11 protein-coding genes are annotated in these 13,309 nt (G+C 32.5%); 10 read left to right on the plus strand and 1 reads right to left on the minus strand.

Annotation, left to right across the window (positions count from 1 at the left end; genetic code table 11):
- The first annotated feature begins 71 nt into the window (after positions 1–71).
- Together SCB73_RS17725 and SCB73_RS17730 are read left to right on the plus strand one after the other, a co-directional pair.
- The gene (locus SCB73_RS17725; RefSeq protein ID WP_320567518.1) at positions 72–458 is read left to right on the plus strand and encodes a DoxX family protein; all 387 of its coding nucleotides are present in this window, start codon (positions 72–74) and stop codon (positions 456–458) included.
- A 28-nt stretch (positions 459–486) separates the two neighbouring features.
- Positions 487–1,194 (plus strand): DUF3667 domain-containing protein, encoded by a 708-nt coding sequence (locus SCB73_RS17730; protein WP_320567519.1) that lies wholly within the window; start codon positions 487–489, stop codon positions 1,192–1,194.
- 87 nt (positions 1,195–1,281) lie between these two features.
- Here the strand turns inward: SCB73_RS17730 and SCB73_RS17735 are convergent, their stop codons facing one another.
- Positions 1,282–4,500 carry a cytochrome c biogenesis protein CcsA gene (locus SCB73_RS17735; RefSeq protein ID WP_320567520.1) on the minus strand — a complete coding sequence of 1,073 codons (3,219 nt, stop codon included), beginning with the start codon at positions 4,498–4,500 and terminating at the stop codon, positions 1,282–1,284.
- 311 nt (positions 4,501–4,811) lie between these two features.
- On the opposite strand from SCB73_RS17735, the gene SCB73_RS17740 reads away from it, so the two are divergent.
- The 8 genes from SCB73_RS17740 to SCB73_RS17775 all read left to right on the plus strand — a co-directional run bounded on the left by SCB73_RS17740 (position 4,812) and on the right by SCB73_RS17775 (position 13,142).
- The gene (locus SCB73_RS17740) at positions 4,812–6,497 is read left to right on the plus strand and encodes a glycoside hydrolase family 28 protein (RefSeq protein WP_320567521.1); all 1,686 of its coding nucleotides are present in this window, start codon (positions 4,812–4,814) and stop codon (positions 6,495–6,497) included.
- A 119-nt stretch (positions 6,498–6,616) separates the two neighbouring features.
- Complete coding sequence (locus SCB73_RS17745) at positions 6,617–7,378, plus strand: Rossmann-like and DUF2520 domain-containing protein (RefSeq protein WP_320567522.1); 762 nt, start codon at positions 6,617–6,619, stop codon at positions 7,376–7,378.
- Positions 7,362–7,889, plus strand: a complete 528-nt coding sequence (locus SCB73_RS17750) for a KdsC family phosphatase (protein ID WP_320567523.1) — start codon at positions 7,362–7,364, stop codon at positions 7,887–7,889. Before SCB73_RS17745 ends, SCB73_RS17750 begins: the two co-directional genes overlap by 17 nt.
- Before the next feature lie 79 nt (positions 7,890–7,968).
- On the plus strand, positions 7,969–8,895 hold the full coding sequence (locus tag SCB73_RS17755) for a geranylgeranylglycerol-phosphate geranylgeranyltransferase (protein WP_320567524.1): 927 nt from the start codon (positions 7,969–7,971) through the stop codon (positions 8,893–8,895).
- The gene (locus tag SCB73_RS17760; RefSeq protein WP_320567525.1) at positions 8,888–9,472 is read left to right on the plus strand and encodes a Maf-like protein; all 585 of its coding nucleotides are present in this window, start codon (positions 8,888–8,890) and stop codon (positions 9,470–9,472) included. Before SCB73_RS17755 ends, SCB73_RS17760 begins: the two co-directional genes overlap by 8 nt.
- Positions 9,473–9,482: 10 nt before the next feature.
- Positions 9,483–10,013, plus strand: a complete 531-nt coding sequence (locus SCB73_RS17765) for a mechanosensitive ion channel domain-containing protein (RefSeq protein ID WP_320567526.1) — start codon at positions 9,483–9,485, stop codon at positions 10,011–10,013.
- A 110-nt stretch (positions 10,014–10,123) separates the two neighbouring features.
- Positions 10,124–11,224, plus strand: coding sequence for an AI-2E family transporter (locus SCB73_RS17770; RefSeq protein ID WP_320567527.1), 1,101 nt, complete (start codon positions 10,124–10,126; stop codon positions 11,222–11,224).
- 85 nt (positions 11,225–11,309) lie between these two features.
- The gene (locus SCB73_RS17775) at positions 11,310–13,142 is read left to right on the plus strand and encodes a hypothetical protein (RefSeq protein WP_320567528.1); all 1,833 of its coding nucleotides are present in this window, start codon (positions 11,310–11,312) and stop codon (positions 13,140–13,142) included.
- The last annotated feature ends 167 nt before the right edge of the window (positions 13,143–13,309 follow it).

Genomic DNA, 13,309 nt, shown 5'->3' on the forward strand with positions numbered 1-13,309 from the left:
AAAAACGCATATTATCTCAAATATGCGTTTTTTTATTATTTTTAATTCATTATAAATCAAATACCACAATAATGAACGGAAATTTACTTCTAAGAATTGCAGTTGCTATTATTTTATTGACTCATTCTGTTTTTGGTATGTTCAATAACGGAATCAACGATTTTGGGAATTTATATTTGAACCAAATTGGCTTTGCTCCTTTTGGCGTTTTCCTAGCTTGGAGCATTAAACTCTCGCATATGATTGCTGCAATACTTTTACTTTTGAATAAATACATTAAGCTTGCTGGTTTTGTAACCATTTTTGTTTTAATAATGGGAATTATTCTGGTTCATTTTCAAGAAGGCTGGTTCGTTGTTGGTGGCGGAAGAAACGGTGTTGAGTACAACTTTTTATTAATTGTTGTTTTATTAGCGATTATGTTTCCAAATGGTTTTAAAAAAGTAGAATCTAATTAAATGTCATTATGCAAATTCTCTGTAAAAATTGTCACCATACTTTTACTATTGCAGCAACTGCGGACAACCTGCAGCAACTCATAAAATAAACATTCATTTTTTATGGCATGATATTCAGCACGGGTTGCTGCATTTTGATAAAGGAATAACGTATTCGTTAAAACAGCTTTTTACAAGACCAGGACATACTGTTCGTGAATTTATTGAAGGAAAACGTGTCAGGCATTTTAAACCGCTTTCATTAGTTGTGGTTTTGGCAACGCTTTATGGCGTACTTTATCATTATTTCCATATCAATACGTTTCCAGATCCGGGAGATAAAACGTTAGATTACAATGAATTCAACGAATGGGTTGCGATACATTTTTCATGGGTTACGATTGCTACAATTCCAATTTACACCATTGGAACTTATATTGTTTTTAGAAAACAGGGATATAATTTTGTTAAATTTTTTGTATTGAATACTTTTAAGGCTTCACAAAGGCTTTTTGTTCAAATATTGACTTTTCCAATATTGCTTTATTTAAATGGAACGCCTGAAATTCGAAAATTTTCATCAGTAACTTACTTTATTGGACTAGTGCTTATATTCTGGACAAATATTCAATTCTTTAATAAAATGTCGAAGTGGAAAGCTTTCTATTTGAGCATTCTAAGTCATCTTATTTTTTTAGTTTGCTTTTTCGTCATTGCCTGTATAATATTAATAATTTCAGGAAAAGTTCCGGATTAAATTATTCAATACTATTTTAATAGAAAAAAGGTTCTGCAAAATATGCAGAACCTTTTTTTATAATGAATTAATAACTTTCGAGATAAATTATTTCTTTTTTACTTTTTTGCTTTTGTAATATTTACGGTATTTTGGATATGTTAACGCTCCAATTACAGAAATTGTTGCAAAACAATAATAAACCCAGCTTAAAGAATGTGCTTCTCCACTTGCATATGAGTGTAATCCAACTAAGTGGAAGTTTACTCCATAGTACGTAAATAAAATCGAAATAAAAGCATACATACTCATTAAGTTAAAGAACCATTTTCCGCGTAAAGCCGGTACAAAACGAGCGTGAATAACAAACGCATAAATCATAATCGAGATTAAAGCCCAAGTTTCTTTTGGATCCCAACCCCAGTAGCGTCCCCAGCTTTCATTTGCCCATTGTCCGCCAAGGAAGTTTCCTATCGTTAACATAATCAAACCAATTGTCAATGACATTTCGTTGATATATGTAATCTCTTTAATGTTCAACTCCATTTTAGCTTTGTTTTTTTCCGTAGTAAAGAAAATCAATAGTAAGGCCACAAAACCTAAAATCATTCCTAATGCGGTCGGACCGTAACTACCTACAATAACCGCCACGTGAATCATTAACCAATAGGAATTAAGAACGGGCTGTAAGTTTGCAATTTCTGGATCAATCCAGTTCATGTATGCAGCCATTAAAATCATAGCGGTAACGAAAGCAGATGAAGCCACCGTTAATTTTGATTTGCGGTCAAAAGCCAATCCGAAGAACATCGTTGACCAAGCCACATATACAATAGCTTCATACGCATTACTCCACGGAGCATGACCAGAAATATACCAGCGTGCTATTAATCCTAATGTGTGGATCGCAAATAACAGTCCCACAATAACATGAAAAGCATTTACTGTAATACGAATCCATTTTTTTTCAAAAAAGATATTTAAAATTGTAAAAGCGAACATTAATATTGCTGCTGTCAAATACCAATACGGTAATTTTTGAAGAACATCATATTTGTTATAAGCAATCTCAGCATCGATTTTTTGCTCGCTTGGACGAACTTTTGCACCAAATTTCTTTTGGAAACCATTAATACTTTCAACCAATTGATCAGCTGTATCCCAATTTTTAGAAATTGAACCATTATTCAATGCGCTGAAATATAAAGGAAGTATTTGCTTCACATAAGTAGAATCCATTCCTTTAAAACCGCTGTTTTCACGTTCTAAGAAAGAGACCCATTTATTATTTGGATCATTTGGAATTGGGAAAATTTTCAAAATGCTTCCGCTCAAAGCAGATTCCATCAAGTTTACTTTTTTATCTGTTTCGATAAAATCTTTCTCAAACTGATTTGGATTTCCTGCTTTATAAGCATCATCTAAATATGGTGATAATTTATAATTTCCGTTTTCATCAAAGAATTTTACAAATGGAGCATATTTAGCTTCTTTTTCAATACCAATAATTTTACGAATACTGTCATTTCCAGATTTGATATAAATAAGCGGAATTTGAATCCAGACCTGTGCATATTGCGTCATAGACAAAAATACCTGATCAGAATTCATTCCGTTATATGTATCATTATGACTTACCTTACGCAACAATTCAGATGAAAACGTATTGATTGGTTTCATTCTTCCTCCAGCATCTTGAATAATCAAACGTCCAAATTTAGCTGCATGAGCTTCTTGAGCTTTGTAGATTGTCAATAATGAATCCAACTGTTTTTGACTTGGCGGTGCTACAACATGATTAGCATGATCATTTGGATCTGTAGTATGATTATGATCGTGTTCATGTGAATGTACATGCGGATTTTGTTGTGCAAAACCGCTCAAACCAATCATTAAAACCAAAATCGTAATCAGTTTTTCTTTTTTCTTTTTAACCGTTTCCAATTTACGCTTCAAATCTCCAAAACGAGAATGCTTTGTAAACATGATTGCCATTAAACCAATGTAAAGTAAAAAATATCCAAAATATGTAATGTTAGTTCCCCAGAAATCATGGTTTACAGATAAAACAGTTCCCTTTTCATCTGGATCAAATGAAGATTGGAAGAAACGATAGCCTTTATAATCTAAAACGTGATTCATAAAAATATCAGCATCAAAAGTTTCAGTAGAATCCTGAACCGTTACTTTACTTTTAAAAGCAGAATAACTTTTTTCTGTTCCAGGATATTTATCGGCAATAAAATCATTTAATCTCACTTTGAAAGGCAAAATATAAGCCTTGCTTCCAAAGAATAAACTATATTCAATTTTTCCAATTTTTACCGTTTGAGCCTCTCCTACACTTCCTTTAGAACCTAAAAGACGTACTTGTTTTTCTTGACCATCAGCTTTTATTTTTACAAATAAAGCATCAGTATGCGATTTTGCTTTAAAGTCGTTGCTTGATTCATAATCAACAACACCTTTGATTGCTGGATCTGGAAAAACAATACGGATATCGCCAATGCTGTAAAGAGAACGCATCATCAAAGGCTGTACATTATCTTTAGTTACATCACCTTGTAACTTATCAGCCATTCGCATAAATTTTCCTTCAAATGGCGTTTGAATGGTATATTTTTCTCCCGTTGTATTGATGTTGATTGCGCCTTCAGTTTGTTTGTTCAATGCAAACAATACATTATGAATATTTTGAACTTCGCCTTCTTTCAAAAAATGCTCTTCACGTCCGCCAGCACCAGCTTCGACTAATTTTAAATAAAGCGTTCCTTTTGGATCTGGTTTTATTGTTTCTTTTGCGCCCATGATATAGTTCACGTAAGAAACCTCAAACGGAGTTTCGTCAAATTGACCTGAAAGCGTAAAATCATTATTAGTTACCGGCGACAACAAAAGATTTTTGTCGAAAACTCTTCTTCTCGGTTCGCCTTTGTATTCTCCATCAGCAAAAACAGTAATAAAAGTTTTGTCTGAATAAATTTGATTTTCTGCTGCGCCTTCGCGAATTGGCATCATTCCTTCATAACTAATATAACGTGTTATAAAAGCTCCAAGAAGGATAAAAATAAAAGCAATGTGAAGCAATAAAGTCGCCCATTTTTCTTTTTTAAGCAATTGGTAGCGTTTTATATTTCCAAGGAAATTTAGCATAAAAACGACCATTATCGCCTCAAACCACCAAGTATTGTAAATTAAGATTCTGGCTGTATCTGTGTTGTATTTGCTTTCGATAAAAGTTCCAACTCCCATTGCAATTGCAAATGTTAAAAAAAGAACGGCCATTAAGCGTGTAGAAAACAAAAAAGAGAATATTTTTTTATCCATTTTTGAGGAATTACATTGTATAAAAGTGGCACAAAAGTACTTAAAAATGTTGAGTTCCAATATTTGAGATTTGTTAATAAAAACTAAAAGTAACATCCTTTTTTAAGGAAAACCTGCCCATCCATAGGTTAATTACTACAAAATCAAACTGTTTAATAATTTCTTTGAATATTGAGATTTTTTCATAGATTTGTGTAATCGATTACATTTTGAATTTATGCTTTTCAAACCAAGAAATTTATATTTTTCTCAAAAAAGGAAGCATCAAATAAAAATTCGTTTATTAACTATCTCTTTTTAAAATTATTAAAATGAAAACCAAAACCATTCATCTTGTTCTTTCGCTTTCACTTTTCGCATTAGCCGTAACAAACAAAACTGTTGCTCAAAATTCAAAATCTACTTCTTTTTATAAGGATATTGAATTTAAAATGGCTAAAGTTCAAGAACCAATAATTCCTAAAAATACAGTAAACTTAAAAGATTTTGGTGCAGTAAGCGGTGGTTATGTTTTAAATACAAAGGCTTTCGCCGATGCGATTGACGCTCTTTCAAAAAAAGGTGGCGGAAAATTGATAATTCCACCTGGAATTTGGCTCACAGGTCCGATAATTTTAAAAAGCAATATCGAATTACATGCTGAAACTGGCTCTTTAATCAAATTTTCAACGGATAAAAAACTTTACCCAATTATTGAAACCAGTTTTGAAGGATTAAATACTTGGCGTTGCATCTCTCCTATTTATGGGAAAAATTTGGAGAATGTCGCTTTTACAGGAAATGGCGTTTGGGACGGTTCTGGTGAAGTTTGGAGGCAGGTAAAAAAGAGCAAACTAACAGATAGTCAATGGAAAAATTTTGTGGCTTCGGGCGGTGTTTTAAATGAGAAAAAAGACAGTTGGTATCCGTCTGAAACTTTTATGAAAGCAGCTGTAGGAGCTGATCAAAATGTAAGACTTGATTTAAAATCGAAAGAGCAATTTGAAGAAATTCATGATTTTCTTCGTCCTGTAATGGTAAGCATTCAAAACAGCAAAAGAGTTTTATTTGATGGTCCGGTTTTTCAAAATTCTCCAGCTTGGAACATTCATCCACTAATGATTGAGGATTTGATTATCCGAAATATTACCGTTAGAAATCCGTGGTATTCTCAAAACGGCGACGGACTCGATGTAGAATCATGCAAAAATGTTTTGGTCGAAAATTCGAGTTTTGATGTTGGTGATGATGCAATCTGTATTAAATCAGGAAAAGACAAAGATGGTCGTGATCGCGGTATTCCTTGCGAAAATATAATCGTAAAAAACAATATCGTTTATCACGGTCATGGTGGTGTAACGGTTGGAAGTGAAATGTCTGGAGGCGTTAAAAATCTGCATGTTTCAAACTGTACTTTTATGGGAACTGATGTTGGTTTGCGATTCAAAAGTACGCGTGGTCGTGGCGGCATTGTTGAAAACATCTTTATTTCGAATATTTATATGACCTACATTCCTTCTCAAGCTATTTCTTTTGATTTATATTATGGAGGAAAATCAATCGCTGAAACATTAGCCGAAGGTGGCACTCAAGTGAAAAACAAAATGATGCCTGTAAATGAAGAAACGCCTCAATTCAAAAATATTTCGATCAAAAACATCACTATTGCTGGAGCTTATCAAGCCGTTTTTCTCCAAGGTTTGCCGGAAATGAATCTTGAAAATATTGAAATTTCAAATTTGACGGCAAAAGCTGAAAATGGTTTTTCAATTATTGATGCAAACGGAATCAAAATCAGCAACGCAAAATTAGACATTCAAAAACCTACTATTTTTGAAATTTACAACGTAAGAAATATGTCTTTTAAAAATATTGAATTCAATTCAAAATCAGAAAAAGCGATTTCAATTAATGGAGAAGTAAGCCAAAATATAGAGTTTGCAAAAAATTCAAATACTGATTTATCTAAGAATATCACTATCGGTGAAACGGTTCCTAAAGGTGCCGTGAAATTTTAAAATCATTAAAACCAATAAACAAAATCCGCTTTTTGAAATGACAAAAGCGGATTTTGTTTTTAAATTTAAACCTAAACAAACTCATCCGCATTTAAAAAAATAAATGTTAATTTTGTCCTATGATTCGACTCTCAATAATTGGTTCCGGAAATGTTGCACAGCATTTAATTAAAGCTTTCGCCAAAAGTGAGGCTATCGAAATTGTGCAAATATTTTCTAGAAAAAAAGAAGCCCTGCTTTCTCTTATTGATGAAAATAAAATCGTAACTGATTTGAGCCAATTAAAATCGGCTGATTTATATATTATTGCTGTTTCAGACAATGCAATTCTCGAAGTTTCACACCAATTGCCTTTTCAAAACAAACTTGTAGTCCATACTTCTGGCGCTGCGCCGTTAAATGCCTTGGATTCTAAAAACAGACGAGGCGTTTTTTATCCGCTTCAAACTTTTTCTAAAAATAAAGCTGTAGATTTTTCAGTTATTCCGATGTGCTTGGAAGCCGAAAATAGTTCCGATTTTGAACTTTTGGAAAAAACAGCGAAAACTATTTCAAATGCCGTTTTTGCAATAAATTCGGAACAAAGAAAAGCTTTGCATGTTGCAGCCGTTTTTGTGAATAATTTTACGAATCATTTATATCAAATTGGAAAAGAAATTTGTGATGAACATCAAGTTCCATTTGAAGTTTTGAAACCTTTGATTCAGGAAACTGCTGAAAAAATCAATATTCTAGATCCAATTGATGCACAAACTGGTCCAGCAAAACGAAATGACACGAATACTATAGAAGCACATTTGGCGTTTTTAACCAACGAAAATCAAAAAAACATTTATAATATACTCACACAATCTATACAAAATAATGGCAAAAAGTTATAAAGAAATAATGAATGACATCACAACATTTGTTTTTGATGTTGATGGCGTACTTACAGACAGTTCTGTTTTTGTAACCAATGAAGGCGAAATGCTTCGTACAATGAACATTCGCGATGGTTATGCAATGAAGGCTGCTATTGAGAGCGGTTACCATGTGTGCATTATTTCTGGCGGAAGCAATGAAGGCGTTCGTATTCGTTTAAATAATCTAGGTGTTAAAGATGTTTATTTAGGGACTCCTGACAAGGTGCAGACTTTTAACGATTATACTAATGCAAACAATATAAAACCTGAACAAGTATTATATATGGGTGATGATATTCCGGATTTTCATGTAATGAAATTAGTTGGTTTGCCAACTTGTCCTCAAGACGCAAGCCCAGAAATTAAACACATTTGCCGTTATATTTCGCACGTAAAAGGCGGGCGTGGTGCTGCACGTGACGTAATCGAACAAGTGATGAAAGTGCAAGGAAAATGGATGGAATACTTTAATGGAAAACACGATTAATTGTCAATTATAAATTGTTAATTATCAATTTAAAAAAAACTTAGCAACTTAGCCCCTTAGCTACTTAGAACCTTAAAAAATGAAATACTTAAAATTAGTTCGATACCAAAACCTACTGATGCTTGCATTTATGCAGGTTTTATTTCGTTATGCCTTTTTAAAACAGCAAAATATTCCGCTAGCTTTGGCCGACTGGCAATACGGATTATTGGTTTTAAGCACTGTTTTATTGGCAGCAGCAGGATATGTCATCAACGATATTTTTGATGTAGCAACCGATTCAATCAACAAACCAAATAAAGTTATTATTGGCAAAGAAATTTCTGAAGCCAGAGCTTATAATCTTTACATTGGCTTGAATATTACTGGAGTTGCAATTGGATTTTATTTGTCGAATGTAATTTTGAGGCCAAGTTTTGCGACGATTTTTATTCTGATTGCTTCATTGCTTTACTTTTACTCTACTAGTTTAAAACAAATAATGATTTTGGGCAATTTTATTGTAGCCTTGCTTTTGGCTTTGAGCGTAATTATTATCGGAATTTTTGATTTGTTTCCGGCAACAAATGCAGAAAATCAAGCGCAAATGGCAAGTATGTTTTCTATTTTAATCGATTATGCTCTTTTTGCTTTTATGATAAATTTCGTGAGAGAAATAGTTAAAGATATTGAAGATGTAAATGGTGATTACAATCAAGGAATGAATACTTTACCAATTGCAATTGGCAATAGTAGAGCTGCTAAAATTGCTTTAGGATTTGCTATAGTTCCGTTTATTTTATCGTTGCTTTATATTAATGAATACTTCATGCACAATAAGCTTTATATTGCCACTTTATACGGTTTTGCTACTGTACTCGCACCTTTATTATACTTTATTGTCAAAATATTCACAGCAAAAACACAAAAGGAATTTCATCATTTGAGCACCGTTTTAAAACTGATTTTGTTTTTCGGAATTTTATCAATTCTTGTAATAACGCTAAATATTAAGTACAATGCTTAAAGAAAAACTCAAAAAATATACTTTGATTCTGGCTTCAGGATCGCCAAGAAGACAGCAATTTTTCAAGGATTTAGATTTGGATTTCGAAATTCGCTTAAAAGATGTTGAAGAAATTTATCCGCCAGAATTGAAAGCGGTTGAAATCACCGATTTTTTATCAGAATTAAAAGCAAAAGCTTTTGAAGGTGAATTAAAAGAAAATGAAATTTTAGTAACCAGCGATACCATTGTTTGGCACAAAAACAAAGCTTTAGGAAAACCAAAAAATGCCGAAGAAGCTTTTGAAATGATCAAATCAATGTCAAATGCAACCCACGAAGTGATTACATCGGTTTGTTTTAAAACCGCCTCTTCTTCTACTCTGTTGCACGATATCACAAAAGTTACCTTCAATGAATTATCAGACGAAGCCATTTTGTATTACATCGAAAATTACAAACCTTATGACAAAGCTGGTGCTTATGGCATTCAGGAATGGTTTGGGTTTATGGCAGTAGCAAAAGTTGAAGGTTCTTATACGAACGTTATGGGACTGCCGACTGCTAAAGTTTATGAATATTTGAGTACTTTAGTATAAAAATCATTTTATGTTTTCTTTTAAAGAATATAGCCAGGAAATACTCGCCACCATAATATTGCTACTAGTTTTAGTAGCGCTTCGAATTATTGTTGCCAAATTAATTAGACGTTACGCCAGCAGCAGTCAATTGTTAGAACATAGAACAAACTTAGTCATAAAATATGTTCATATTTTAATGAATATATTGGTAGCGATTTGCTTGATCGTGATTTGGGGAGTTGATACTAAAGATATTTTTTTCTATGTTTCATCAATTGCAACTGTAATTGGCGTGGCAATGTTTGCGCAATGGTCTATTTTGAGCAACATTACTTCTGGAATTATTTTGTTTTTTTCATTTCCTTTTAGAATCGGCGATACAATAAAAATCCACGATAAAGATTTTCCCATTGAGGCCGAAATCGAAGACATTAGTGCCTTTCATGTCAATTTAAAAACAAAAGAAGGCGAACGAATTATTTTTCCAAACAACCTTTTACTCCAAAAAGGAATTTCGATCATGCCCGCCCACTACGAAGACAAAGAGTTTTTTGACTAATTTTTGAATGGAAATTTTATAATCCAAAACAAAAAACATAAAACAGAATTCCTGATTTTAAGTGCAAAATTTGTTTAAGCCAATTTACGTTTATTCAAAATTTCACAAAAATGACTCAACCTATAAAATTGCCTTTTTATGCAAAACTTGCTTGCATATTAATAACTTTAATTTCGTTTGCTTATATATTTTGTATTGCAAAAGATGTTATCACTCCAGTGTTAATGGCATTTTTGTTTGCAGTTTTATTATTGCCGATATTTACCTTTTTAAATAAAAAATTAAGGTTTCCTAGACATCTGGCTGCCATAATATGCGTTTTGGTTTTTGCTGCTTTTATTGTAGGGATTTTAGTTTTTATTTCATTCGAAGTTAGAGATATGGCTAATGATTTTGAAACTATCAAAAAAAATGCAAACGCTTTTATATCTGATCTTCATCGATTTATTAAAGACAATTTCAATGTAAGTATTGGCGAACAAAAAAAATACATTGACAATGTTACTAAAGATTCTGTTAAAAATGGAAATGCAACAATCAGTTCGGCTCTAATTTCGATTACAGATTTATTGTTAGACTGCACAATTATTCCAATTTATACTTTCTTATTTTTAATTTATAAAGACCATTTTATTCTTTTTTTAGCTAAATTAATCAACAAAGACAACCATTTAGCATTAAGAGATATTTTGTCTCAAATTAGAGTATCTATCAATAATTATATTGTCGGGCTTCTCTTAGAAATGACCACAGTAGCTATTTTAACCAGTTTAGGACTTTGGATTATTGGTGTAAAATATTTTATTTTATTAGGATTGATAACTGGAATTTTAAATCTTATTCCGTACATCGGGATATTTATTGCTGGAATAATTACAGTTTTAGCTTCGTTGACAGGAACAGGAGAAACTTCAATCATTTTAGGTATTTTGGTTGTCAATATCATTGTTCAATTTATTGACAATAATTTATTAGTTCCTTTGATAATTAATTCTAAAGTTGAAATCAACGCATTTGTTTCTATTATCGGAATTATAATTGGCGGTGCAGGCGCTGGAATTTCAGGAATGTTCTTGGCCATTCCGCTTTTGGCCATTTTAAAAATTATTTTTGACCGAATTGAATCGATGGAATCTTGGGGTTATTTAATGGGCAATCATGTACCCAGAAAATTTACATGGCGTGTTAGAAAACAAAAAGTTGTCAGTTAAAAACCAGTTAATTTTAAAAATAACAGCAATTTTTATTCTAAATTCATATTGTAAACTGTATCAAAATAAGCGAAATACTACCTGAATGTTTATAAAAAAAAAAATAATCGTTTTCTTTTTGTTGTGCTTTTGTTTACAAAGCATTTACGGACAATCAGATAGTACAAAAAAAGATCCTGCTGTAAAAAAAGATACGACTGGAGTTTATGATAGAATTCGAAATTATTCTAAAAAAAATACTTTCACTAAAACACTTCACAAACTTTTTTTCAGAACCAATAAACCTAAAAAGAAAGAAGAATTACTCATACCAAGCGACACTTCAAATTACGATGGAAAAATTATCCGAAAAATAAATATCGTAACACTAGATCCTTTTGGGCATTCTATTACAGACACTACGCAAATGCCTAAAAATTGGGGCGAACAAACCGGAAACAGACTTCATTTAAAGACAAAAAAAATTGCCATTTACAACTTGCTTTTATTTAAGCGAAATAGTGTTTACGACAGTTATAAAGTACAAGAAACCGAGCGTTTGATACGATCTCAAAAGTATGTAACGGCAGTAAGAATCACACATAAACTGGCTGGTGTGGCTTCAGATTCTGTTGATGTCACGATTAGAGTATTGGATTCTTGGAGTACCATTCCTAGGTTCGCAATATCAAGTAACCAAGTTTCTGTCGGTTTTAAAGAAAAAGACTTTTTTGGAACTGGACAGCAACTGGAATATCGTTTTACGAATCGCTTTCATGATGGCGCAAACGGAAATGATGTTACTTATACCGTTCCGAATATTAAAAACACTTATATCGGAACCACGCTGAACTACAAAATGGATCTCGATAATAATTATACCAAAAGTATTAACATCGAAAGATTATTTTATTCTCCGCTGACCAAATGGGCAGGTGGAATTTATGTGGGACAGAATTTCAGAAAAGATACTTTGCAAGCTCCAGACATGAGTTATGCCTACCAGCCTTTTAAATACAATTTTCAAGATTTTTGGGCAGGAAAAGCCTTTAAGGTTTTTGAAGATGAAGATAAAGGAATCACCAATTTAATTGTTTCGGGCCGATTTCTTAATGTAAATTATAGTGAAAGCCCCACTGAATTATACGATCCGACCCATTTTTATTCCGATCAAAAATTGATTTTATCTGGTGTGGGAATCAATACTCGTAAATTTATCAAAGACAACTATATCTTTAGAAACGGCCAGACCGAAGACGTTCCAATTGGCCGAATCTATGGCGCTACATTTGGTTATCAATACAAAAATCAAATGTGGAGGCCTTATATTGGGGGTCAGTTTTCTTTTGGAAATTATTACCGGCTTGGTTTTTTAAGTGCCAATTTTGAAGGCGGAACTTTTTTTCATGATTCTAAAACCTATGAGACCGCTTTTTCAATAGAAACCAATTATTTTACAAAGCTTTACAGCATTGGTACTTGGAAATTAAGACAATTCGTAAATCCTAAAGTGGTAATTGGCGTCAATCGAGAAGACATTGTTGGCGATCAACTAAACATAAACGAACAAAACGGACTTGCTGGTTTCAATAGTGCTATTTACGGAACCAATAAAATGGTTTTATCGCTTCAAACGCAAACATATTCGCCAAACGCGCTTTTAGGTTTTCGTCTGAATCCGTTTTTTAATTATTCGGTCGCTGTTTTGGGAAGTCCGAATAATGCAATGGGAAGAAATAAGGCGTATTCAAAATTTACACTGGGCGTAATTGTAAGCAATGACTATTTGGTATTCAGTTCCTTTCAGTTGTCGCTGTCATATTACCCCACTATTCCATTTGAGGGAGATAATGTTTTCAAAACCAATACTTTTGAAACAACAGATTTTGGCTTAATGAATTTTGAGCTGTCAAAACCAAGAATCGTCGATTACAAGTAGAAGCATTTTTTTTATTTTTTTATACTTTTTTAATTATTTCAAAACAAATTAAAAATCAACAACTTACCAATACTTTAGCACCTTAGCGCTCGTTAAACGGTTAATTTTATCCGACGAAATGCATTCGGTTTTTATTTTTGGCACAGTATATGAATATTACTAGACAA

Source organism: Flavobacterium sp. KACC 22761 (assembly GCF_034058155.1).
Taxonomy (GTDB): domain Bacteria; phylum Bacteroidota; class Bacteroidia; order Flavobacteriales; family Flavobacteriaceae; genus Flavobacterium.

Bases quoted from the DNA above. Each gene is read 5' to 3' on its own strand.
- SCB73_RS17755 (WP_320567524.1), top strand. From the start codon at position 7,969: ATGAAATACTTAAAATTAGTTCGATACCAAAACCTACTGATGCTTGCA.
- SCB73_RS17770 (WP_320567527.1), top strand. From the start codon at position 10,124: ATGACTCAACCTATAAAATTGCCTTTTTATGCAAAACTTGCTTGCATA.
- SCB73_RS17765 (WP_320567526.1), top strand. From the start codon at position 9,483: ATGTTTTCTTTTAAAGAATATAGCCAGGAAATACTCGCCACCATAATA.
- SCB73_RS17735 (WP_320567520.1), bottom strand. From the start codon at position 4,500: ATGGATAAAAAAATATTCTCTTTTTTGTTTTCTACACGCTTAATGGCC.
- SCB73_RS17740 (WP_320567521.1), top strand. From the start codon at position 4,812: ATGAAAACCAAAACCATTCATCTTGTTCTTTCGCTTTCACTTTTCGCA.
- SCB73_RS17775 (WP_320567528.1), top strand. From the start codon at position 11,310: ATGTTTATAAAAAAAAAAATAATCGTTTTCTTTTTGTTGTGCTTTTGT.
- SCB73_RS17725 (WP_320567518.1), top strand. From the start codon at position 72: ATGAACGGAAATTTACTTCTAAGAATTGCAGTTGCTATTATTTTATTG.
- SCB73_RS17760 (WP_320567525.1), top strand. From the start codon at position 8,888: ATGCTTAAAGAAAAACTCAAAAAATATACTTTGATTCTGGCTTCAGGA.
- SCB73_RS17745 (WP_320567522.1), top strand. From the start codon at position 6,617: ATGATTCGACTCTCAATAATTGGTTCCGGAAATGTTGCACAGCATTTA.
- SCB73_RS17750 (WP_320567523.1), top strand. From the start codon at position 7,362: ATGGCAAAAAGTTATAAAGAAATAATGAATGACATCACAACATTTGTT.